This window comes from Streptomyces sp. DSM 15324 (assembly GCF_001514285.1).
Taxonomy (GTDB): Bacteria; Actinomycetota; Actinomycetes; order Streptomycetales; family Streptomycetaceae; genus Streptomyces.
The window spans coordinates 1-24,150 of sequence record NZ_KQ949045.1 but is presented as its reverse complement, the minus strand read 5'-3'; the positions used below and the strand labels follow the sequence as shown (position 1 = coordinate 24,150).

14 protein-coding genes are annotated in these 24,150 nt (G+C 70.8%); 10 read left to right on the top strand and 4 right to left on the bottom strand.

The features are described from left to right. The first annotated feature begins 5 nt into the window (after positions 1 to 5). The 7 genes from AQJ58_RS39490 to AQJ58_RS39460 all read left to right on the top strand — a co-directional run bounded on the left by AQJ58_RS39490 (position 6) and on the right by AQJ58_RS39460 (position 8,989). Positions 6 to 959 carry a DnaJ C-terminal domain-containing protein gene (locus AQJ58_RS39490; RefSeq protein WP_067259394.1) on the top strand — a complete coding sequence of 318 codons (954 nt, stop codon included), beginning with the start codon at positions 6 to 8 and terminating at the stop codon, positions 957 to 959. Beyond that, a complete protein-coding gene (locus AQJ58_RS39485) occupies positions 956 to 1,363 on the top strand; it encodes a chaperone modulator CbpM (RefSeq protein WP_067259392.1) in 408 nt (135 codons plus the stop codon). Before AQJ58_RS39490 ends, AQJ58_RS39485 begins: the two co-directional genes overlap by 4 nt. Then, complete coding sequence (gene clpB, locus AQJ58_RS39480) at positions 1,354 to 3,993, top strand: ATP-dependent chaperone ClpB (RefSeq protein ID WP_067259390.1); 2,640 nt, start codon at positions 1,354 to 1,356, stop codon at positions 3,991 to 3,993. The genes AQJ58_RS39485 and clpB overlap by 10 nt, the downstream gene beginning before the upstream one ends. Then, positions 3,990 to 4,436, top strand: coding sequence for a thioredoxin (gene trxA / locus AQJ58_RS39475; RefSeq protein WP_067259389.1), 447 nt, complete (start codon positions 3,990 to 3,992; stop codon positions 4,434 to 4,436). Before clpB ends, trxA begins: the two co-directional genes overlap by 4 nt. A 5-nt stretch (positions 4,437 to 4,441) precedes the next feature. Continuing rightward, positions 4,442 to 4,705, top strand: a complete 264-nt coding sequence (locus AQJ58_RS39470; protein ID WP_067259416.1) for a UBP-type zinc finger domain-containing protein — start codon at positions 4,442 to 4,444, stop codon at positions 4,703 to 4,705. Then, positions 4,705 to 6,519: an FAD-dependent oxidoreductase gene (locus AQJ58_RS39465; RefSeq protein WP_067259387.1), complete on the top strand. Its 1,815-nt coding sequence runs from the start codon at positions 4,705 to 4,707 to the stop codon at positions 6,517 to 6,519. Before AQJ58_RS39470 ends, AQJ58_RS39465 begins: the two co-directional genes overlap by 1 nt. Positions 6,520 to 6,676: 157 nt before the next feature. Then, positions 6,677 to 8,989 carry an ATP-binding cassette domain-containing protein gene (locus AQJ58_RS39460; RefSeq protein WP_067259384.1) on the top strand — a complete coding sequence of 771 codons (2,313 nt, stop codon included), beginning with the start codon at positions 6,677 to 6,679 and terminating at the stop codon, positions 8,987 to 8,989. A 67-nt stretch (positions 8,990 to 9,056) separates the two neighbouring features. On the opposite strand, the gene AQJ58_RS39455 is transcribed toward AQJ58_RS39460, so the two are convergent. Further along, complete coding sequence (locus AQJ58_RS39455; RefSeq protein WP_067259383.1) at positions 9,057 to 9,818, bottom strand: thioesterase II family protein; 762 nt, start codon at positions 9,816 to 9,818, stop codon at positions 9,057 to 9,059. 337 nt (positions 9,819 to 10,155) lie between these two features. Between AQJ58_RS39455 and AQJ58_RS39450 the strand changes: the two genes are divergently transcribed. From AQJ58_RS39450 to AQJ58_RS39440, 3 genes are all read left to right on the top strand, one after another. Then, complete coding sequence (locus tag AQJ58_RS39450; RefSeq protein ID WP_067259381.1) at positions 10,156 to 10,830, top strand: DUF6875 domain-containing protein; 675 nt, start codon at positions 10,156 to 10,158, stop codon at positions 10,828 to 10,830. Further along, positions 10,827 to 11,687: a tryptophan 2,3-dioxygenase gene (locus tag AQJ58_RS39445; protein WP_079079520.1), complete on the top strand. Its 861-nt coding sequence runs from the start codon at positions 10,827 to 10,829 to the stop codon at positions 11,685 to 11,687. Before AQJ58_RS39450 ends, AQJ58_RS39445 begins: the two co-directional genes overlap by 4 nt. A 73-nt stretch (positions 11,688 to 11,760) precedes the next feature. Then, entirely contained in the window at positions 11,761 to 12,801 is a 1,041-nt protein-coding gene (locus AQJ58_RS39440; RefSeq protein ID WP_067259379.1) for a methyltransferase, read from the top strand. Positions 12,802 to 12,916: 115 nt separating this feature from the next. On the opposite strand, the gene AQJ58_RS39435 is transcribed toward AQJ58_RS39440, so the two are convergent. From AQJ58_RS39435 to AQJ58_RS39425, 3 genes are all read right to left on the bottom strand, one after another. Further along, positions 12,917 to 13,447 (bottom strand): LmbU family transcriptional regulator, encoded by a 531-nt coding sequence (locus AQJ58_RS39435; RefSeq protein WP_067259377.1) that lies wholly within the window; start codon positions 13,445 to 13,447, stop codon positions 12,917 to 12,919. A 657-nt stretch (positions 13,448 to 14,104) separates the two neighbouring features. Then, on the bottom strand, positions 14,105 to 14,986 hold the full coding sequence (locus AQJ58_RS39430) for a siderophore-interacting protein (RefSeq protein ID WP_067259376.1): 882 nt from the start codon (positions 14,984 to 14,986) through the stop codon (positions 14,105 to 14,107). Positions 14,987 to 15,201: 215 nt separating this feature from the next. Next, positions 15,202 to 24,132, bottom strand: a complete 8,931-nt coding sequence (locus tag AQJ58_RS39425) for a non-ribosomal peptide synthetase (RefSeq protein ID WP_067259374.1) — start codon at positions 24,130 to 24,132, stop codon at positions 15,202 to 15,204. Between the last annotated feature and the right edge of the window lie 18 nt (positions 24,133 to 24,150).

Here is a 24,150-nt window from a genome sequence, read left to right as displayed (position 1 = left end):
CGGCAATGGCAAGGGACTTCTACCAGGTGCTGGGCGTGTCGCGGACCGCGAGCCAGGACGAGATCCAGCAGGCCTATCGCACACTCGCCCGCAGGTACCACCCGGACGTCAACAAGGACCCCGGGGCGGAGGAGCGTTTCAAGGACCTCAACGAGGCATACAGCGTCCTGTCCGACCCCAGGACCCGGGCCCGCTACGACCGCTTCGGCGAGGACTTCCGCAAGATCCCCGAGGACTTCGACGAACGGGTCGCGGCCGGAGCGGGCGGCAGCTTCCGCGGTGGGAGGACCGCAGGCGGGGGCGGTCCTCGCGTCCGGTACACCACCGGCTTCGGTGACGACTTCGGCGCGGAGGGCGTCGACATCGAGGACCTGCTCGGCTCCATGTTCGGAGCCGGCGCCGCCCGAGGCGGCGTCCCCGGAGCCGACCAGGAGGCCGAACTGCCGCTCACCGTCGAGGAGGCGTACCGAGGCGGTCGTCGCACCGTCACGCTCGCCGGCCCCACCGGGCGGCCGCGGCGGTACGAGGTCGACGTGCCGCCGGGCGTCACCGACGGGCAGCGCATCCGGCTGGCGGGTGAGGGTGGCCGGGGCCGCGGTGACGCCGCCGCGGGCGACCTGTACCTGCGGGTGCGCATCGAGCCCCACCCCCGCTTCCGGCTGGACGGCCGTGACGTGCACGTCCAGGTCCCGGTCGCCCCGTGGGAGGCGGCCCTGGGCGCGACCGTGCCGGTGCCCACACCCGGCGGCGGCACGGCGAAGGTCACGGTGCCCGCGGGCTCGTCCAGCGGCCGGCGACTGCGGCTGCGCGGCGAGGGCATGCCGAACCCGCGGGGCGCGAACGGCGACCTGTACGCCGAACTGCGCGTCATGGTGCCTTCCACCCTCGGCGACCGGGAGCGCGAACTGTTCGAGGAGCTCGCCGCCACTTCCTCGTTCGACCCCAGGAGGACGCGATGAACGACCGACCCGCGGGAGCGGGAGGCATCGGCCGGGCCGACGTGGGCGCCCGTCCGGTACGAACGGGCGCCGACGTCACGGCCTCGACGGCTGTCCGGTACGCGCTCGTGCCCGTCCCCAGGCTCTCCCTGGCCGCCGTGGCTCTCCGCTCGGGCCTCCACCCCGATCTGATCCGCCGGTTCGTCGCCCTCGGCCTGGTCGACGCCGAGCGCGATTCTGCGGGGCGACTGGTGTTCGACCCCACGGCCCCGGCGGTTCTCGCCCGTATCCAGCGGCTGCGCGCCGGACTCTGCCTCAACTACGCATCCATCGGTCTGGTGCTCGATCTGCTCGACCGCATCAGCCTGCTCGAAGCCGCCCTGCGCGGCCGCGGCACGAGGAGTGATACACCCCCATGGACATGAACCGGCTCACCCAGAAGTCGCAGGAAGCCCTCCGGGACGCCCAGAGCGAGGCCGTCGGCATGGGGCACACCGAAGTCGACGGGGAACACCTGCTGCTCGCGCTTCTCGATCAGGAGGACGGCCTGATCCCACGGTTGCTGCACCAGGCCGGTACCGAGCCGAAGGAGCTGCGCACAGCCGTGCGCGAGGAACTCTCCCGCCGCCCGAAGGTCACCGGTCCCGGCGCGGCACCCGGCCAGGTCTTCGTCACCCAGCGCCTGTCCCGCCTGCTCGATGCCGCCGAACGGGATGCCAAACGCCTCAAGGACGAGTACGTGTCCGTGGAGCACCTCCTGCTCGCCCTGGCCGAGGAGGGCTCGGCGACCGCCGCCGGACGCCTGCTCAAGGAGCACGGCGTGACCCGGGATTCGTTCCTGAGCGCGCTCACCCAGGTCCGCGGCAACCAGCGCGTCACCTCCGCCCATCCCGAAGTGGCCTATGAGGCTCTGGAGAAGTACGGCCGCGACCTCGTCCTCGAGGCTCGGTCCGGGCGGCTGGATCCGGTCATCGGCCGTGACGCGGAGATCCGCCGCGTCACCCAGATCCTCAGCCGCAAGACCAAGAACAATCCCGTCCTCATCGGCGATCCCGGCGTCGGCAAGACCGCCATCGTCGAGGGCCTCGCCCAGCGCATCGTTCGCGGCGACGTCCCCGAGGGCCTGCGCGACAAGACGGTGTTCGCCCTCGACATGGGCTCCCTGGTCGCCGGCGCCAAGTACCGCGGCGAGTTCGAGGAACGACTCAAGGCCGTGCTGTCCGAGGTGAAGGCCGCCGAGGGACGGATCCTGCTCTTCGTCGACGAGCTGCACACGGTGGTCGGCGCCGGCGCCGCCGAAGGGGCCATGGACGCGGGCAACATGCTCAAGCCGATGCTCGCCCGCGGTGAACTCCACATGATCGGCGCCACCACCCTCGACGAGTACCGCAAGCACATCGAGAAGGATGCCGCCCTCGAACGCCGCTTCCAGCAGGTCCTGGTCGACGAGCCGAGCGTGGAGGACACCATCTCCATCCTGCGCGGACTGCGCGAACGCCTCGAGGTCTTCCACGGCGTGAAGATCCAGGACACCGCGCTGGTCTCCGCGGCCACCCTCAGCCACCGCTACATCACCGACCGGTTCCTGCCCGACAAGGCGATCGACCTCGTCGACGAGGCGTGCGCCCGGCTGCGTACCGAGATCGACTCGATGCCCGCCGAACTCGACGAGATCACCCGCCGCGTCACCCGCCTGGAGATCGAGGAGGCGGCCCTGTCCAAGGAGACCGACGCCGCCAGCAGAACCCGCCTGGAGGAACTGCGCAAGGAACTGGCCGACCTGCGCGGCGAGGCCGACGCCAAACACGCCCAGTGGGAGGCCGAACGGCAGGCCATCCGCCGCGTGCAGGAACTGCGCCAGGAACTGGAGCAGGTCCGCCACGAGGCGGAGGAGGCCGAACGCGCCTACGACCTCAACCGCGCCGCCGAACTCCGCTACGGCCGCCTCCAGGACCTGGAGCGCCGGCTGCAGGCCGAGGAGGAGCAACTGGCCAGCAAACAAGGGCAGAACCGGCTGCTGCGCGAGGTCGTCACCGAGGAGGAGATCGCCGAGATCGTCGCAGCCTGGACCGGCATCCCCGTCGCCCGTCTCCAGGAGGGCGAACGCCAGAAGCTGCTGCGCCTCGACGAGATCCTGCGCGAGCGCGTCATCGGGCAGGACGAGGCCGTCGGACTCGTCACCGACGCCATCATCCGCGCCCGCTCCGGCATCCGCGACCCGCGCCGCCCCATCGGCTCGTTCATCTTCCTCGGCCCCACCGGCGTCGGGAAGACCGAGCTGGCCAAGACCCTCGCGGCGGCCCTGTTCGACTCCGAGGAGAACATGGTCCGCCTCGACATGAGTGAGTACCAGGAGCGGCACACCGTCAGCCGGCTCATGGGCGCACCACCCGGATACGTCGGCTACGAGGAAGGCGGGCAGCTCACCGAGGCCGTACGCCGCAAGCCCTACTCGGTCGTGCTGTTCGACGAGATCGAGAAGGCGCACACCGATGTCTTCAACACCCTGCTGCAGGTCCTCGACGACGGCCGCATCACCGACGCCCAGGGCCGCACCGTCGACTTCCGCAACACCGTGATCATCATGACGTCCAACATCGGCTCCGAGCACCTCCTCGACGGCGCCACCGCAGAGGGCGAGATCAAGCCGGACGCGCGCGCCCTGGTGATGGGCGAGCTGCGCGGTCACTTCCGCCCGGAGTTCCTCAACCGCGTCGACGACATCGTGCTGTTCAAGCCGCTCGGCGAGCGGCAGATCGAGCGGATCGTGGAGCTGCAGTTCGACGAGCTGCGCCGCCGGCTGGCCGAACGCCGCATCACCGTCGAACTCACCGACGCGGCCAGGGAGGTGATCGCCCACCAGGGCTACGACCCGGTGTACGGGGCCCGGCCGCTGCGGCGTTACATCTCCCACGAGGTCGAGACCATGGTCGGGCGCGCCCTGCTGCGCGGTGACGTCCAGGACGGCGCGACGGTCCGCGTCGACGCCGAACACGGTGAACTGGTGGTCACCTACGACCGGCCCGAGGACGTGAAGGGAGCGCGGGCCGCATGAGCACGATGCAGGCGACGACCGTCGGTTGTCCCCACTGCGGGCGCACCAACCGGGTGCCCGTGGCCGCGGAGGGCCGCCCCAGGTGCGGCCACTGCAAGCAGCCCCTGCCGTGGATGGTTGACGCGGGCGACGACGACTTCACCGAGGTCGCCGAGCGGGCCGACGTCCCCGTCGTGGTCGACCTGTGGGCCACCTGGTGCGGCCCCTGCCGCATGGTCAGCCCCGCACTGGAGAAGGTCGCCACCGATCTCGCCGGCCGCATCAAACTCGTCAAGGTCGACGTCGACAAGAACCCGCGACTGTCACGGCGTTTCGCGGTCCAGGCCGTACCGACCCTGCTGATCCTCCACAAGGGCGAGACGGTCGCCCGGCAGGCGGGAGCGGCGCCCGCCCCCGCTCTCCGCCAGTGGGTGGAACAGTCGATCACCGCCCGGAAAGGGTGATCCGGATGACCCTGCACGCAGACCCCCACCTCGCGCTCGTCCGGCCGGTCCGGCCGCTGACCCCAGAAGGGTGTCAGGAGTGTCTGATGCTCGGCTCCCCGTGGGTCCACCTGAGGCTCTGCCTGACCTGCGGGCACGTCGGCTGCTGCGACTCCTCGCCCCACAAGCACGCGCGCCGGCACGCGGCTGCCGTCGCCCATCCGGTCGTGCAGTCGTTCCAGCCCGGCGAGGAATGGCGCTGGTGCTACGTACACGAGGCGTTCGTCTGATGTCCGGCGCTCAGTCGCTGCCGGGCGAAGAACCGGTGCCGGAGAAGGCGGACGCGGCCGCCTTCTGGGAGACCCCGGACGTCTACGGCGCGTATCCGCGCCTCACGGAGGACCAGACGGCGCGTCTGGCGGAGCACGGGCAACGCCGGACCATGGCTGCGGACGATGTGCTGATCCGGGAAGGGGAGCGCTGCGAGACGTTCTTGGTCGTCCTCAGCGGTACCGTCGCCGTCGTAGAGAATCACGGCACTCCCGAGGAGCACGTGCTGCGCGTGCACGGTCCCGGTCGCTTCATCGGCGAACTCGGCCTGCTGCACGGACAAGTGGCCTTCTACACCGCCGTCGCCAGGGAGCCGGGCGAGGTCCTCGTCGTCCCCTTGGACCGGTTGCGCCGCCTGGTGTCCCAGGACTCCACCATCGGGGACATCGTGCTGCGCGCCTGTCTGTGCCGTCGCGCGCTGCTCGTCGGACAGGGCGCCGGCTTCCGCATCATCGGCTCGCGCTACTCGCCCGACACCAGACGGCTGCGCGAGTTCGCGGTCCGCAACCGGCTGCCGCACCGCTGGATCGACCTGGAGACCGACGAGGAGGCCGAGGAGCTGCTGCGCCGCTTCGGCGTCGGCCCGGCGGAGACACCCCTCGTCATCTGGCGGGACACCACCCTGCTGCGCAACCCCGGCAACGCGGAACTGGCCCGGCTCATCGGCCTGCCGTCACTGCCCGCCGGAAACCGTCACGGCGACGTCCTCATCGTGGGCTCCGGACCCGCCGGCCTCGCTGCCGCGGTCTACGCCGCCTCCGAGGGCCTGAGCACCACGGTGGTGGAGGCGATGGCCACCGGCGGTCAGGCCGGCACGTCGTCGCGCATCGAAAATCTGCTCGGCTTCCCCTCCGGCATCTCCGGCGCCGAACTCACCGAACGCGCCGTGCTCCAGGCCGACAAGTTCGGCGCCAGGATGAGCCTTCCGCTGGAGGCGACCGGTCTCCGTCCCAAGGACGACGACCACTACGTCATGGCGTTCGCCGACGGCACCGAGATCGCCGCCCGCGCCGTCGTCCTGGCCATGGGGGCCCGCTACCGTCGGCTCCGGGTGCCCGGCATCGAACGCCTGGAGGGAACGAGCGTGCACTACTCGGCGACCGTCTACGAGGCCCAGCAGTGCCGCACCGACCCGGTGGCCGTCGTCGGCGGAGGCAACTCGGCGGGCCAGGCGGTGCTGTTCCTCGCCGGGTACGCGCCGAAGGTGCGCCTGCTGGTCCGAGGAGCCGGCCTTGAGACCCACATGTCCCGCTACCTGGTCGACCAGGTCGAGCGCCATCCGGGGGTGGAGGTCATGCTGCACACCGAGGTCACCGAGGTCATCGGCCGGGACGTGCTGGAGGAGCTCGACGTGGTCGACAACCGCACGGGCGGGCACCGCCGTCTCGCGGCACGGAGTCTGTTCGTCTTCACCGGCGCCGACCCTCACACCGCGTGGCTCGCCGGCACCCTCGCCCTCGACTCCCGCGGCTTCGTCCTCACCGGGCCGGAGGCCCAGGAAGCCTGCGCCCACCCCGAGGTGTGGCACGGCCGCGGGCGCTCGTGCATGACCCTGGAGGCCGGCCTGCCCGGGGTCTTCGCGGTGGGGGACGTCCGCAGCGGCTCGGTGAAGCGGGTGGCCTCCGCGGCCGGCGAGGGCGCCATGGCCATCCACTTCGTGCACCGGCACCTGGGGCACTCGGCCGTACCCGGCACCACGGGCACGTCAGCTGTCTCGGGCCACTCGGACGTCTCCCCCCGCATACGCGACAAGGAGTCCGCCTGGCTCGCATGAGGAACGGCGGCCGACGTCACTCGTCTGCGCATCTGGGTTCGACCTGTTCCGGATCGCCCTCTCATGACAACGACCCACGCCTGCAACCTGGTTAGATCGACCGTGGTGACGGTGTCGGAGAGCGCGAAGGCGCCCCCAGGTGAAAAAGGGAGACAAGATGACCATGGCTACGGGGACGGACACACCCTCGCGTGCACCGCACGTTGCCGACAGCCACGACCTGATCCGCGTGCAGGGCGCCCGCGTGAACAACCTCAAGGACGTGAGCGTAGAGATTCCGAAGCGCCGGCTGACGGTGTTAACCGGTGTCTCCGGCTCGGGCAAGAGCTCGCTGGTGTTCGACACGATCGCCGCGGAGTCGCAGCGGCTGATCAACGAGACCTACAGCGCGTTCGTGCAGACGTTCATGCCGACGCTCGGGCGGCCGGAGGTCGATCTGCTGGAGGGGCTGACCACAGCCGTCATCGTCGACCAGGAGCGGATGGGGGCCAACGCCCGCTCCACGGTCGGCACCGCGACGGACGCCAACGCGATGCTGCGGATCGTCTTCAGCAGGCTCGGCGAGCCGAGCGCCGGGCCGTCGTTCCACTACAGCTTCAACCAGCCCGCCGGTGCCTGTCCGCGGTGCGAGGGCACGGGCAGTGTGACCGACATCGACCTCACCCAGCTGTACGACGCGGGCAGGTCCCTCGCCGGGGGCGCGATCACCGTTCCCGGGTACAAGGCGGGCAGCTGGTTGGTGCGGGTCTTCGCCGAGTCGGGCTTTGTCGACCCGGACAAGCCCATCCGCGACTACACCGAGACCGAACTGCACGACTTCCTCCACCGCGAGCCGACCAAGGTGAAGGTCGGCGACATCAACGTCACGTACGAGGGTCTGGTCCCCAAGGTGCGGAAGTCGATGCTGTCCAAGGACCAGGACAGCCTTCAGCCGCACGTCCGAACCTTCGTCGAGCGGGCGGTCACCTTCGTCACCTGCCCCGAGTGCGCGGGCACCCGGCTCAACGAGGCGGCCCGGTCCTCGAAGATCGAGGGCATCAACATCGCCGACGCGTGCGCGATGCAGATCAGCGACCTGGCCGAGTGGGTACGAGGACTGAACGAGCCCTCGGTCGCGCCCCTGCTGGCCACCGTGCTGCAGACCCTCGACTCGTTCGTGGAGATCGGCCTCGGCTATCTCTCGCTGGACCGGCCATCGGGCACGCTGTCCGGCGGTGAGGCCCAGCGCGTGAAGATGGTCCGTCATCTCGGTTCCTCGCTGACCGATGTCACCTATGTCTTCGACGAGCCCAGCACGGGTCTGCACCCCCATGACATCCAGCGGATGAACGGCCTGCTGCTGCGGCTGCGGGACAAGGGGAACACGGTGCTCGTCGTGGAGCACAAGCCGGAGGTGATCGCGATCGCGGACCATGTGGTCGACCTCGGTCCCGGCGCCGGAACGGCCGGGGGCACCGTCTGTTTCGAGGGCAGCGTCGCCGGGCTGCGGGCCAGCGGCACGCTGACCGGCCGTCACCTCGACGACCGAGCCGCTCTCAAGGAGACGGTGCGCAAACCCACCGGCACGCTTGAGATCCGCGGCGCGAGGGCCCACAACCTGCGCGATGTCGACGTCGACGTCCCGCTCGGGGTGCTCGCCGTCGTCACCGGGGTCGCCGGTTCCGGCAAGAGTTCGCTGCTGCACGGGTCGATCCCCGCCGGCGCGGGTGTGGTGTCGGTCGGCCAGGGCGCGATCCGCGGCTCCAGGCGGAGCAACCCGGCGACCTACACCGGACTGCTCGACCCGATCCGCAAGGCGTTCGCCAAGGTCAACGGCGTGAAGCCGGCGCTGTTCAGCGCCAACTCCGAGGGCGCCTGCCCCACGTGCAACGGCGCGGGCGTCGTCTACACCGACCTGGCGATGATGGCCGACGTCGCCACCACCTGTGAGGAGTGCGCGGGCAAGCGGTTCCGGGCCTCGGTGTTGGAGTACCGCCTCGGCGGGCGCGACATCAGCGAGGTGCTCGCGATGCCGGTGACCGAGGCCGAGGAGTTCTTCCGTACCGGCGAAGCGCGCATCCCGGCCGCCCATGCCATCCTGCACCGGCTCGCCGACGTCGGGCTTGGCTATCTCACCCTCGGCCAGCCGCTGACCACGCTGTCGGGGGGCGAGCGGCAGCGGCTCAAGCTGGCCACACACATGGGCGAGAAGGGCGGCGTCTACGTGCTGGACGAGCCGACGACTGGTCTGCATCTCGCCGATGTCGAGCAGCTGCTCGGCATGCTGGACCGGCTGGTCGACTCCGGCAAGTCGGTCATCGTCATCGAGCACCACCAGGCGGTCATGGCGCACGCCGACTGGATCATCGACCTCGGCCCCGGCGCGGGCCACGACGGCGGCCGGATCGTCTTCGAGGGCACCCCCGCCGACCTCGTCGCTGCCCGTGCCACCCTCACCGGCGAACACCTCGCGGCCTACGTCGGCGGTTGATACGGCCCCGCGAACGCCGTGAGACGGGCGCCGCGCGCTGGTGTGACGCCCTCGGAGTCGGCCGGTGTCAGGGGCGTTCGGCCGCGGCGGAGAACGTGAGGCGGGCGCGCAGGATCTCGCACACCCGGTCACGCTGTGCGTCGAGGAAGAAGTGGCCGCCGGGCAGTTCGTGGAACGCGAAGTCGCGGCGGGTGAGGTTCGCCCAGCCGGCGGCCTCCGGCACCGTGACGTACGGATCGGCGGTGCCGGTGAGGGCGACGACCGGACAGTCGAGGGGAGGCGCGTCCGCACGGCGATAGGTCTCGATGGCCCGGTAGTCGGCCCGGATGGTCGGCAGCAGCACATCGAGCAGGTCACGGTCGGCGAGGATGTCCGGGTCCGTCGCGCCCAGGCGGCGCAGCTCCGCGGCCAGCCGGTCGTCGGGGAGGGCGTGGATGCCGTTGTCCCGGTCGGCCGAGGGAGTCCGCTGGCCGGAGACGAAGAGGGTCCGCAACGCCTGGGCCCGTGCCTCCAGCCGGAGCGCCACCTCGTAGGCCACGGCGGCCCCCATGCTGTGGCCGAGGAGGGACGTGGGCCGGTGCAGGAGCGGACGCACCGCCTCGGCGATGCCGTCGGCCAGCTCGGTGACGCTGTCCACGAGCCGCTCCTGGAAGCGGTCTTGGCGGCCCGGGTACTGGACGGCGAGGATGTCGACCTCGGGAGCGAGCGCCGCCGCCAACGGCCCGTAGAAGGCCGCGACGCCGCCGGCATGGGGGAAGCACAGGAGCTGCACGGGCGCGGTCGGTGCCAGCCCGAAGCTGCGGATCCAGGGATTGACCGGGATGAGCACGTGTTCTCCGAGGTGATTCGGGGCGGGGTGGGCAGGGCCGTTCCATGGTGCGCGGCCGTACGTATCGGTCACCCAGTCTGGCCGAGCCGGCCGGATTCACCAGGGGTGAGCCGCGGGCAGGTCCCGCCCCGGACACCGTGCCGGTGTGTCCCGCCGGCGGGACACACAAGGCATTCCCGGTCGTGGGTCGGGGGACCGAATTCCTTGATGCTTCTTTCTGGCCGCCGATATGGTTTCGTCAGCCAATAAATCGGTGCGGGGCACGCACGACAAAATACCCGCGCCCATTTCTTCATGGTGCCGTCGGAGGGAATCGACAGCAGTGTCAATCGATGTGTTGGCAGTCGACGTCGGGAAAGCCCTCGACAGCGTCGACGAATGGCTGGATTCCTATATAACCCAGCCCCACGAGCAGCTCGGCCGGTCCGGCGCGGTCTGCCCGTTCGTGATGCCCGCCCGACGGGCCGACGCTGTCGAGACGGTGGTGCGGCTGGTGGGTCCGGCCGCCAGCCTCTCGTTGCTCAAAGAGATCATCCGCTGCGGCCTGGACGAGTTCGAGCAGTTCGACTGGCAGACGTCGAACGCGGCGCTCCGGGCGCTGCTCATCGTGCTGCCGGACCTGCCGCACGAGGCGTTCGGGATGCTTGACGAGGCGCATGCGCAGGTCAAGACCGAGACCGTCGAACGGGGGCTGATGATCGGTCAGTTCCATCCGGAGTGTGACGAACCCGCGGCCCGCAACCCGGCCTTCATGGTGAGCCGGTCACCCGTTCCGCTGGTCGCGGTGCGGGCGATCGCCGTGCACGACATCCTCTTCCTCGGGGAGCGGGCGGACTGGTTCGCCCAGTACCACCGGCGTTTCGGCGAGCGGTACCGGTCCGGTTCGGACGGTGCCGGTCCCCTGCTGATGACGGCGTATCACAAGGCGCTGGCCCTGCACGGAACCGGTGCCCCGCCGCCGACGGACTCCCCCGAACCCCGCGCGCCGCAGCCTCGGGGGCGTGCCGAATGACCTCCGTGCAACCGGGCGAGGACCTGGACCGCACGGGAGGGAGTCGCTGCCCCTACGGCGGCGAGGTCGGCGGACCCCCCACGGCATACGCCGAGTACGCGGAGATGGATGCCCTTCTCGCGCTCCAGCATCCCCGGACCCCGGCGGCCACCGAGCCCGGCTTCATCGTCATGAGCCAGGTCATGGAGCTGCTCTTCAAACTCCTGTGCACAGAATTCACGGCGGCCCGGGACCGGTTGTCCGACGACGATGCGGATGCCGCGTTGTGGACACTGCGCCGGGCCACCCGTGTACAGCAGGTTGCGTTGTCGTCCTGGGATTTCTTCAGCGCGATGACACCGGTGGAATTCGCCGAGTTCCGTGACGTCCTGGGCACTGCCTCGGGTTTTCAGTCCGCCTCGTACCGCCGCCTCGAATTCCTCCTCGGCAACAAGAACCCGCAGATGGTCGTGCCGCACCGTCATGCGTCCAGCTACGAGGCGGTGTACCGGCAGTTGTACGAGGCGAGCCTGTACGACGCGGCGCTGGCCCTGCTGCGCCGCCGCGGTCTGCCCGTCGCGGACGCCGTTCTGTCGCGTCCGCGCGAGGCGCCGTACGAACCTCATGACAGTGTCGAGCAGGCCTGGCGTGAGGTGTACGAGAACAGCGCCGAGCACCACAGCCTGTTCCTGCTCGGCGAGGCCCTGACCGACGTCGCCGAGTCCTTCGCCCGGTGGCGGTACACCCACCTCACGGTCGTTCAGCGTGTTCTCGGCGGCAAACCCGGGACCGGGGGCACCGACGGCGTGTCCTGGCTCACGCGTATCAGCGGCCACCGGTTCTTCCCGGAACTGTGGTCCGTACGGTCGCTCCTGTAGTGCACACGGTCGGCCGCCCGTACCTCACCGCCCTGTCACCTCATCGACCACTCACCCCACGAGGGAGCGCATCATGCCCCAGGCCGGCCCCGTCGACCGCGACGGACTGACCCGGATCCTTTTCGGAGCCTCCGCCTTCCAGCTGCTCCACGCCGGCTGTGAACTCGGACTCTTCACCCAGCTGCACGAGGAAGGACCGCTGACCGCGGAGCAGATCGCCGTCGGCCTGAAGCTTCAACCGAGGGCGACGCAGATCCTCTTGCTGGGCACGACGTCGCTCGGGCTGACCTCTCGGGACAACGACCGCTACACCAACGCCGAGTTGATCGGGACGATGATCGCCGACGGCAGCTGGAGCATCATCGAGGACATCGTCGAGTTCGAGGACCGCATCGTGATCCCGGCCGCCGGCGACCTGGTGGAGGCGCTGCGGCAGAACAGGAACGTCGGGCTGCGGAGCATCCCGGGTGAGGGCGACGATCTCTACCACCGGCTGGCCTCACAGCCGGAACTGGAGGCGCTGTTCTACCGTTGCATGCGATCCTGGTCGCGCCTGTCCAATCCGGTACTCGTGGACCGGGCCGATCTGAGCGGTGTGTCCCGGGTGCTGGACGTGGGCGGCGGTGACGGTGTCAACGCGATCGCCCTGGCGGAGGCGAACCCGGGGACGTCCTTCACGGTCGTCGACATGCCGGGGGCCCTCGACATCGCCCAGCGCAAGATCGCCGAGAGCGGCCTGGACGGGCGTATTTCCGTGCGGCCCGGCGACATCTTCGCCGACGACTTCCCGGCCGGCCACGACTGCGTACTGTTCGCCAACCAGCTCGTCATCTGGTCTCCGCAGGAGAACGTGACCCTTCTGAGGAAGGCGTTCGACTGTCTGGCCCCGGGCGGGCAGGTGCTCATCTTCAACGCGTTCTCCGACGACACCGGGGACGGACCGCTGTACGCAGCGCTCGACAACGTCTACTTCGCCACTCTGCCGGCGCCGAGCAGCACCCTCTACCACTGGGGGCAGTACGAGGCGTGGCTGCGGGACGCCGGCTTCCGGAGCGTCGAGCGACTTCCCGGCAAGACCTGGACGCCGCACGGTGTGCTGAGGGCGTGGAAGTAGCCGGAAGCCGAGGGACGACGGGCAGGTGAGGCAAGCAGTCTGCCTCACCTGTCTCGGTGAGATCTCACCCCGACATCGAGGCGGGACCGGGCCGCGCCGGCCGGCCCTCCCGGGGCTACCCGGGAAGGCTGGCCAGCGCGGCCTCGTCGAGTGCCCGCAGCACCCACTGCTCGAACTGGTCGCCGGCGAGCTCGGCGGCCTTGCGCCACCGCTGCACGCGTTCGGCCGGGGCGCTGAGCTTGGGGAGGTAGTCCTTCGGCGGTTCGCCCTTGCCGTCGCGCTGACGATGGGAGCGTATGTTCCGGCGCAGTTCGTTGCGCGACCAGTTGAACTCGTCAGCCAGGTCGAGCCACTTGTCCTGCTCGCTGGGCGGCAGGGAACTCACCTCGGCGTGGTGCTGGAAGCTCAACGTCTCGCGGCGGCGGCTCAGTTCGAACTTGCGGGCGACCCAGGCGTAGTTGCGCAGTGTCTGGTAGTCGAGTCCGCAGGCCTCGATCGCACGCAGATAGCGGTCGGAGAACTCCTCCTGGCCGTAGACGAGCCAGTCGCCGAGACACCAGGACGAGGAGTCGACGATCCGTGAGATCTGCGAGCCGGCGTGCTGCCATCGTTCGAACGTCAGGGAGGCGGGAATTCTCAGTCCCACGCGTGTGGTGAGGATGTCCTTCCCGTTCCGCCCCGCATCGGCTCCGTTCCTCCGAAGGGGCGCGCTGGTACGCGGGCGGTTCCGCTGAGCGCGGTCCACGGAGTGCTGCATACGAACCTCTCTTCCGGCGTTGGTCTTGCCTCTGGTGATGCAGAAGCCGCGTGGTTGAGGTGATTCGGGCGTCGGCCGTGTGACGGCGCCGCCGGTGGGCTTGGTGTGGCGACCCGCAGCGTGCGCCGAAGCGGCTGAACGCGGGATGGGTGTGCGGCTCGTGTGATGGGTTCTTTTTTCTAGAACCTGAAAATCAACGGGTGAGTCAGATCGCCCGTGATGAAGAAAATCAACGAAAACACCCCCGTTGAGCACTGGCGAAGCAAATGATGCCGAAACCCGGAGCTGGTGTACCGGCCACGTGCGCCAGCTGCTGGATTTTCGTCATATGGCCGCATCGCTGTCCGTGACGGACTTGAGCGTATCAACGAATTTCGATCACATGTATGGCGAACAGCGGATTGGCTTGATTCGATCCTGCGGGGTTGACGCTGGACTTTCGCTCCGAATTCAGGCTGTGTCAGAGCCCTTGGGGCACAGCGCGGCGGAACATCCCGGGACCGGGAGACGCCGGTGCGCGGCACCTCCCGGTCGGGGTGTGAGGGGTCAGGAGGACTGGGCCTGCGCCTCGGCCAGGCGCTCCTGTGCCTCGGCGAGGTCCTCGGACGTGGGCGCGTCGTCCTGGGTGAGCTTCAGACGCCAGTAACCCGAGAAGTCGATCCGGCTCTTGGGCATGCCGCGGTCGTCCACCAGGTGCCGCCGGAGCCGGCGGACCAGGCCGGCCTCGCCGGCGATCCAGGCGAAGCCCTCGCCCTCGGGAAGCGTGGTGGCCTGGAGCGCCTGGGCGAGCAGGTCGCTGTACCCGGGCTCGCTCGAGCCGCGGTGGAGCCATGTCGTGGTCAGGTCGCCCTCGGTGCTGAACGGCTGTTCGTCGGTCGAGTCCCGGACCTCGACGAACGCGACCGCCCGCTTGCCGGACGGCAGGCTCTCGATGATCGTGGCCATGCCGGGGATCGCGGCGTCGTCACCGGCCAGCAGGATCCAGTCCGCCTCCTCGACCGAGGAGGACAGGGGCTTGGGGCGCGCAAAGTAGTCGGTCGGCCCGAACACGCCGAGGCAGTCGCCCTCCTTGGCGTCCAGCGCCCACCGGGTGGCCGGCCCGGCGTGCTCGTGCAGGACGAAGTCGAAGCTGATGGAGTCCGTGGCCGGGTCGTGCGCGCGGACCGTGTAACTGCGCATCCAGGGCCGGTCGTCCTCCGGGATGGCGCTGTACGCCTGGTACCACGAGGTCAGATCGGTGGTTTCGGTGACCTCCGGCAGGAGCGGCCGGGACTGGCCCGGGCGCGGGAAATACAGCTTGACCTGCTGGTCGGCTTCCTTCAGGGAAAAGCCGCGCACATCGTCACCGGTCAGGGTGATGCGCGCCATGTGGGGGGTGATCCGCTCTGTCCGGGTGACGTGCAGAAGCCAGATCGGCAAGTTATTCATGGATTCCTTCGCGCGATCGGGGCGGGGTGGCGAGGGGGTGCTGCCCGGCTATTGCCGCCGCCCAGCCGTGATTCCCCCTGTGGAGCCCATTGTCGGTGATACTTTACGCCATAAGGAGCTGCTGGTGCAGGCATGGGTGCGCGCCGGTCCGCCGCAAGGACGGCGCGGCACCGGTACGGCCCGCGCCGTCGTCCTTTCGGCGCGGGCCGTACCGCTCACTCCCGGCCGTCGGCGCGGGCGGCCAGATCCGCCGCGATCAACCGGCCGATCGCCTCCAGCGAGGCGTCCCGGTTGAGCAGGGTGCCGTGCTCGCCCGGCAGCACGTGCCGCTCGATACGGCCGTCGACGTAGGGAGTCCACGCCCGGTGGGTCACCGACGGCTCCTGCTGGTCGGTGGCGGTCAGCAGCAGAAGGTCGCCGGTCAGGCGCTCGGGGACGTAGTCGACGAGGAGGTGGGTGTTGTTGGCGGAGATCTCCATGATCGCCCGCAGCTGCTCCTCCCGCAGGCTCGCCAGCGCACTGCCCCGCCGCCGCAGGATCTCCGTCGTCCGCTCCATGGTCAGCCGCTCCCCGTCGCCGACCTCGGACGCCGCGTCGACGAGCCCCACCAGGTAGGCGAGATGTTCGTGCAGGTCCTCCTCGTCCAGCTCCGGGACGTCGTCATGGGTCAGTCCTTTCCAGCCGGGGCAGGTGTCGATGACGGCGACCATCCCCAGGGACTGCCCGCGCCGCTGCAACTCGACGGCCACCGCGTAGGCCGCCAGCCCGCCGAACGACCAGCCGAGCAGGTGGTAGGGGCCCGAGGGCTGTACCCGCTGGATCTCGTCCGCGTAGTCGACCGCCATCGCCTCCAGCGTGTCCGGCCGGGGTTCAGGCGTGCCCAGACCGCGTGCCTGGATGCCGAACACCGGCCGCTCGGCCTCGAGATGCTTCAGCAGACCGGCGTACGACCAGCTGATCCCTCCGCCGGGATGCACACAGAACAGCGCCTCGCGCTCGCCCCGCGGACGCAGCGGCAGCATGACCTCGAAGCCGTCGCCGGTGTCACCGGCGGCGAGGCGCCGCGACATGCCGGCCGGCGTCGGCGTCTCGAACAGGGCCCGCAGGCCCAGCTCCACGCCGAAGGCCGCGCGGATCCGGGCCTTGAGCCGGGCCGCCAGCAGCGAGTGCCCGCCGAGCTGGAAGAAGTCGTCGTCGACGTGGACCCGCGGCAGGCCCAGCACCTCGGCGAACAGCTCGCACATCAGCTCTTCCTGCGGCAGGCGCGGAGCACGGCCGTCCGCACCCGAGTCGAGCTCGGGCGCGGGGAGCGCCGAGCGGTCCAGCTTGCCGTTGCGGGTCAACGGGAGTCCGCTGAGCGGCACCACGGCGGCGGGCACCATGTACTCCGGCAGGTGGCTCCGGGCATGGTCGAGCACACTGTTCACCAACGCGCCCGCCGCCCGTGCCGTCAGCGGTGCCCGCACCCACCGGGTCAGCGGTGTGCCGGTGCCGTGCGGGGCCCGCGGCCGGTACAGGTCGACCACCGGGGAGGCGTCGTCCGGCCCGGTGAACACCACGTCCAGGCGAGCAGGGTCGGGCGACCACGTCACGTGCGCGGCCAGCCCCAGCCGTCCGGCCAGTTCGTCCACCGCCGCCAGCGGCGGTGCGTCCGCCGCCACATCGGGGTCCTCCTCGTGGATCGCCGCCGACACGACCGCGTCCTCGGCGACGCGCTCGTCGGGCACACCCGTGACCCGCAGCGGCCCCCGCGCCCCGGAGAGCGCCTCCTCCAGCCCGGCCAGTCCCGTGGCGTCGTGCCACGCGACGGCCGGCACCTCGCGAGCCGAGGTGACCGGGGTGCCCCCCTCCTTGAAGAGCGTGACGTCGTAGCGGTAACGCGTCAGCTCGTTGTGGAACGAGCCCCGCTTGACCAGGACCCGGGCGCCCGCGACGCCGTCGACGTGCTCGCCGAGCACCGTGAACAGCTCGGGCGCGACGAGCAGCTCCTTCTCCAGCACCAGGGCACGCTCGATCGCCCGCCGCAGGTTCGCGCGGTCGTGCCGGTCGTGCACCTTCCGGGCCAGGGCCGCGGAGGTGAGCATGCGGTGCCGATGCAGGTTCCGTACATCGCCCAGGAACAGGGCGCCGCCCGGCGCCAGCGACCGCAGGGATGCCTCGATCACCTGCACCAGGTACTCGGCGCTCGGGAAGTACTGCACGATCGAGTTGAGCACGACCGTGTCGAAGTACCCCTGAGGCAGATCCCCGGTGTCATGGGCGGCCAGCACCCGCAACCGCACCCTGTCCCGCAGCTCCGGATCCCGCGTCACATGCCCGCGCAGCGTCTCGACGACCCTCGGCGAGAAGTCCGTCGCCCAGTACTCCTGCGCGTCCCGGGCGAGCTGCGACAGCAGCAGACCCGTCCCGGCTCCGATCTCCAGCACCCGGCGCGGACGCAGCCGCCGGATGCGGCCAACCGTCTCCCGGCGCCACTCGCGCATCTGCTCCACAGGGATGGGCGCCGAGTCGTAGCTGCTGTTCCAGCCGGAGAAGTCCTCCCCGAACTCGGCCGTCGGCGCGGCGTACAGGGATTCGTAGACGCCCTGCCACTCGTCGACCTGGTCCTGCTCGGCGGCCTTGTCCCGGCCCGCGGCCTCGGGGCCGGCGACCACGTACGCCACCAGCCGTGGATCGGACGCCCGTGCCTCGCGTACCAGCACCGCCGCCTGCCCGACCGCCGGGTGGCGCAGCAGCACGCTCTCCACCTCGCCCGGCTCGATGCGGAAGCCCCGCAGCTTGACCTGGTCGTCTCCGCGCCCGACGTAGTCCAGCGCACCCTGTGCGGACCACCGCACCAGATCCCCGGTCCGGTACATGCGTGCCCCGGGCTTCCCGAACGGGTCGGCGACGAACCGCCACGCCGTCAGGCCCGGCCGGTCCTGATAGCCCCGGGCGAGACCGGTACCGGCGATGTACAGCTCCCCGACCACACCCGGCGGTACCGGGCGCAGCTCCGGATCCAGTACATAGAGCCGGGTGTTGGCCATCGGCCGGCCGATCGGCACGGACGTCGCGTCGGCGGCGAGCGCACCGACGGGCCAGCTCGCGGCGAAGGTGGTCGTCTCGGTCGGCCCGTACCCGTTGACGACGACCAGGCCGGGACAGGCCGCCAGCACCGTGCGCACCGCGTGCGGCGACACGGCCTCGCCGCCCGTCCACACCTGCCGGACCTCGGCCAGGCACTCCGGCATGCTCTCCGCGACCAGCGTGAACAGGGAACTGGTCAGCCACAGACCGGTGACCCGTTGCCGGACGATCGTGTCGGCCAGGACGTGCAGGTCCAGATCGCCGTCCGGGGCCACCACGACGGTGCCCCCGGTGAGCAGCGGCACCCACAGCTCGTACGTCGACGCGTCGAACGCCGGCGAGGAGTGCAGCAGCACCCGCCCCTGCGCCTCGGTGCGCCAGCCCGGATCGGCCGCCAGCTCGGCCACGTTCCGGTGCGTGACACCGATGCCCTTGGGCTGCCCGGTGGAACCGGAGGTGTACATGATGTACGCCAGATCCTCCGGACCCGGCGCGTGCGCCGCGGCCGACGCCACCCCGTCCCGGGCCCGGTCCGGGACGAAACCCTCGCCGAGGTCGGTGCCGACGAGCACGACCGTGGTGCCCTCGGGAACCGACCCCGGCGCCGGCGCCCGGTCGGTGACCAGGACGCGGGCCCCGCTCTCGGCCGTGATCATCCGCGCACGCGCCGCCGGATACCGCGGATCCAGCGGTACGTAGGCCGCCCCCGCCTTCAGGATGCCGAGGATCGCGGCGACCAGGCCGGGGGAGCGGGGGAGGAGCAGCGCCACGGTGTCCGCCCGGCGCACCCCCCGGCGCACCAGCGCCGCCGTGATGTCCTCCGCGGCGTCGCACAGCGCGCGGTAGCTGATCTCCCGGTCGCCGTGCACCAGCGCCGGCGCGTCGGGATGCCTGGCCACCCGGGCGTCGAACAGTTCCGGCAGGCCCTCCTCCGCCGCCGGCCGGGCGGTGTCGTTGTGCTGCTCCAGCCGCAGGCTCTCCCGCGCGGTGAGCAGATCGGCCGAGCCGATCGCCCGGTGCGGGGCCGCCACGAGAGACGTCAGCAGCTGCACCCAGCGGTCGAACAGGGCGGTCACCGTCGGCTCGTCATACAGGTCGCTCGCGTATTCGACGACTCCGGTGATGCCCTCCGCCCGGCCCGTGTCGCCCAGGTGTTCCGAGAGGCTGAAGAACAGATCGAACTTCGAGGAACCGGTACGCCCCGGTGCGATGTCGACGCGCAGCCCGGGCAGCCGGAAGGAACCGGCGGGCGCGTTCTGCAGGGCCAGCATCGTCTGGAACAGCGGATGCCGGCCGAGCGAGCGCGGCGGGTTCAGCTTCTCCACCAGATACTCGAACGGCACGTCCTGATGGGCGTAGGCGCTCAGCGCGGTGTTCCGCACCCGGGCGATCAGCTCACGGAAGCTGGGCCGCCCCGAGGTGTCGGTCCGCAGCACCAGCGTATTGACGAAGAAGCCCACCAGATCGTCGAGTTCCTGATCGGTGCGACCGGCGATCGGACTGCCGAGGGGAATGTCCGAGCTGCCGCTCAGGCGGGACAGCAGCGCCGCGAGTCCCGCCTGGAGCACCATGAACACCGTGGCACCGGAGTGCCGGGCCAGATCGGCGATCCGCTGGTGCAGGTCCGCGCCGATGGCGACCTTCACGTAGTCGCCGCGATAGGACGCCACGGCGGGCCGCGGCCGGTCGGTGGGCAGCCGCAACTCCTCCGGCAGGGACCGCAGTTGACGGCCCCAGTAGTCCAGCTGCGTGGCGAAGAGGCTGTCCGCGTCGACTTGGTCACCCAGCAGGTCGTTCTGCCACAGGGTGTAGTCGGCGTACTGCACCGGCAGCGGCGCCCACGACGGGGCCTCGCCGCGGCACCGCGCCTCGTACGCCTGCGCCAGGTCGCGGGCCAGGGGGTTCAGCGACCAGCCGTCCCCGGCGATGTGGTGCACCACGAGGAGCAGCACGTGCTCCTCCGCGGAGAGCGCGAACAGATGGACACGCAGCGGCGGTTCACCGGCCAGCTCGAAGCCCCGCTGGGCCGCCGCGTCCAGCTGTCCGGACAGGCCCTGCTCGTCGGTGACGACCACCTCCACCGCCGGTGCCGCCTCGGCGGTGTCCAGTACCCGCTGCCACGGCACCCCGCTGCTCTCCGGGAAGACCGTGCGCAGGCTCTCGTGGCGCGTCACCACGTCCGCGAGCGCCGCCCGCAGCGCATCCCTGTCCAGCGAGCCGGTCAGGCGCAGCGCGAGGGGGATGTTGTAGGTCGCGCTGGGACCCTCCATCTTGTGGATGAACCACAGGCGGCGCTGGGCGAAGGACAAGGGCAGCCGGTCCGGTCGCGGCCGGCGGGCGACCCCCAGCCGGCTCGGCGCCGCCGTGTCCAGTGTCCCGGCCACCGCCGCGGGGGTCGCGTTCTCGAACAGCACCCGCAGGGCCAGTTCCACGCCGAACGTGGACCGGATCGAGGCGATCAGCCGGGTGGCGAGCAGCGAGTGACCGCCCAGCTCGAAGAAGTTGTCGTCGGCACCGACCCGGGGCAGGCCCAGGACCTGCGCGAACAGATCGCACACGATCTGCTCCTGCGGGGTACGCGGATCGCGTTCCGTGCCACCCGTGGTCAGCGCCGGAGCCGGGAGCGCCGCGCGGTTCAGCTTGCCGTTGGCGGTCAGTGGCAGCGCGCCGATCGGTACGAAGGTGCCGGGCACCATGTACCCCGGCAGCGTCTGCTCGGCGTGCCGGCGCAGCCTCGCCAGCAGCGCGCCGCTGGTGCGTGGGGCCATGGGGTCGCTGGTCAGAGCCACCAGCGAGGTGCGCGGGCCGGGCGCCGTCAGCGGCAGGCAGGTGCCGGTCAGCGGGGCGTCCCCGCGGGCCAGGACGAAGTCGACCAGCCGCGGATGCGACGACCAGGCCGCCGCCGTGCGGTAGCCCAGCTCCGCACCCAGCCGGTGCAGGTCCGCCAGGTCCACCGTCGGCGCGGGCACCACCGGACCGACACCGGTGCGGATCGCCTCCGCCAGGGCCAGTTCGGCGGCGATCCGGTCGTTCGGGACACCGGTCACACGCAGCCGCTCGGGCCGGTGCTCGGCCAGATGGGCGCGTAGGGCGTCCAGACCGCCGAGGTCGTCCCAGGACACCGCGGGCGCGGTGCGCACATCGGTCGTCGGCGCGTCCCGGTGGTGCAGGGTCACGTCGTAGCGGTACCGGCTCAGCTCGTTGTCGTAGGAGCCCTCCTTGAGCGACACGCCCACGGCGGTGATGCCCTGGAGGCGGTCGGCGGCCACGGTGAAGAAGTCCGGGTCGACGAGGAGTTCCTTCTCGGTCATCAGGTCGTGCTCGACCTCACGGCGCAGCACGGCCAGGTCCGGCGGTCCTGACATCCGGTGCGCCTGGACGCCGGCCCTCAGTGCCCGCAGCAGCCGCACATTGCGCACATCGCCGACGAACAGGGTGCCGCCGGGGGCCAGCAGACGGCTCGCGACCGTGAGGACCTCGGTCAGATGGCCGGCGCTCGGAAAGTACTGGACGACGGAGTTCAGCACGATCGTGTCGAAGTACCCCGTGGGCAGCCCACCGGGATCGTGCGCCGCCTGCACCCGCAGCGTGACCCGCTCGCGCAGCACCGGATCCGCCTCCACGTGCCGGCGCAGCTCCGCGACGACGTGGTCGGAGAAGTCCGTGCCCCAGTACTCCGCGCACTGCGGCGCGACACGGGAGAGCAACAGGCCCGTGCCCACACCCAGTTCGAGCACCCGGCGGGGTTTCAGGTCGAGGATCCGCCGCACCGTGTCCGCACGCCACCCGCGCATCTCGGCCGGCGGGATGGGCTCGTCGGTGTAGCTGCTGTTCCAGCTGGCGAAGTCCTCGCCGAACGGCGCGTCCGCCGCGTCGGCGTAGACCGAGTCGTACAACTGCCGCCAGTCCTCCAACTGGTGGCGCTCCGCCCCTTCTTCACGGTCGTCGGCTGCGGTGTCGGCCACGACGTAGGCCACCAGCCGCCGGTCACCCGGGCGGTCCTCGCGGACCGTGACGGCAGCCTGCCGCACCCCGGGCTGCTCACCGAGGACGCGCTCGATCTCGCCGAGTTCGATCCGGAAGCCACGCAGCTTGACCTGGTCGTCGGCCCGGCCGAGGAACTCCAGCTCGCCGTCGGCGGTCCAGCGGGCCAGATCACCCGTGCGGTACATCCTCTCGCCCGAGCCGCCGTGCCGACAGGCCACGAAACGCGAGGCCGTCAGACCGGGCCGGCGCAGGTAGCCGTGCGCGAGACCGGTTCCGCCGAGATACAGGTCGCCGAGGACACCGGGCGGCACCGGCCGCAGTCGTGCGTCGAGCACATACGCCCGGGTGTTGTCGATCGGCGTGCCGATCAGCGGCGACCGTGCCCCCGTCTCCCGGCTCGCCGTCGACCAGATGGTCGTCTCGGTCGGCCCGTACAGGTTCACCACCTCGCCCAGCCCGGCCAGGGCCGCGGCGAGCCGCTCGGGCAGCGCCTCTCCGCCGGTGAGGATGCGCAGACCCCGCAGGGGCGCCGGATCGTGCGAGACCAGCGCCTGCCACAGCGCCGGGGTCGCCTGCATGACGGTGATGCCCTGCCCGGACACCAGCTCCAGCAGCGCCGACGGCTGCGGCACCACGTCTCGGGGAGCGAGGACGACCCGGGCACCCCGCAGCAGCGGCAGCCAGATCTCCAGTGCCGCGATGTCGAAGGAGACCGTGGTGACGGCCAGCAGCCGGTCCTCGGGTGTGAGCGGGACCAGGCGGCCCATGGCATGCAGGAAGTTGACGAGCGCCAGGTGCGGTACGACCACGCCCTTGGGAGTGCCGGTCGACCCGGACGTGTAGATGACGTACGCGGGCTGCTGGGCCGCGAGCGTGATACTCGGCGGCGTGTCCGGCCGCGACCGGAGAGCGGCCAGGGTCCGTGGGTCGTCCAGCTCCAGGCGCGGCAGGCCGTCGACCTCGGGTACGAGCTTGCCGGTCGCCTGGGTGGTGATCAGCACCGCCGGCCGCGCGTCGCGCACCATGAACTCCAGCCGAGGCGCCGGATACTCCGTGTCGAGCGGCAGATAGGCGGCACCGCTGCGCAGCACCGCCAGCAGCGTGACGGGAAGCTCCACCGTGCGCGGCAGCGCCAGCGCCACCACCGTGCCGGGGCCGCCGCCGCGAGCCACGATCTCCGCGGCCAGCCGATTGGCCTGCTGATCCAGCTCCCGGTACGTCAGCGTGGTGCCGTCGGCCACCACGGCGACGGCATCGGGCGTCGCCGCCACCCGCTCGTCCAGCAACTGCGGCAGCAGAGCAGGAGCCACCGGCACGGCCGTGTCGTTCCAGGTGCGCAGCACCCGCTCGCGTTCGGAGGCCGTCAGCACGTCGACCTGTGCGATCGGACGGTTCGGGGCGTCCGCGACAGCGGCCAGCAGACGCACCCAGCGCTCGAACAGCACACGCACGGTGTCCGGTTCGTACAGATCGCTGGAGTACTCCACCGCGCCCTCGATGCCGTCCGGCGCCCCGTCGTCCGTCTTGCGTTCCACGAGGCTGAAGAACAGGTCGAACTTCGCGGTGCCGGTGCGGGCCTGGAAGACGGTGGCTTCCAGGCCGGGCAGTTCGAAGCGGGCCTTGGGCGCGTTCTGCAGGGCCAGCATCACCTGGAACAGCGGGTGGTGTGTCAGCGACCGGGCCGGGTTGAGCACCTCGACGAGGTACTCGAACGGCAGGTCCTGGTGGGCGTAGGCGTTCAGGGCGGTGTCCCGGACCCGCCTCAGCAACTGGGTGAACGTCGGGTTGCCGGAGGTGTCGGTGCGCAGGACGAGGGTGTTGACGAAGAAGCCGATGAGGTCGTCCATGGCCTGGTCGGTGCGTCCGGCGATGGGGCTGCCGATGGGGATGTCGGTGCCGCAGCCCATGCGTGTCATCAGGGCGGCCAGTCCGGCCTGGAGGACCATGAAGAGGGTGGTGCCGTTGCGGCGGGCCAGTTCGGTGAGGGCGCGGTGCAGATCCGCGTCCATCCCGACTTCGAGATAGTCCCCTTCGTACGATGCGGAGGCCGGACGCGGCCGGTCACCGGGCAGCGAGACCTGCTCGGGCATGTCCGCCAACTGGGCTTT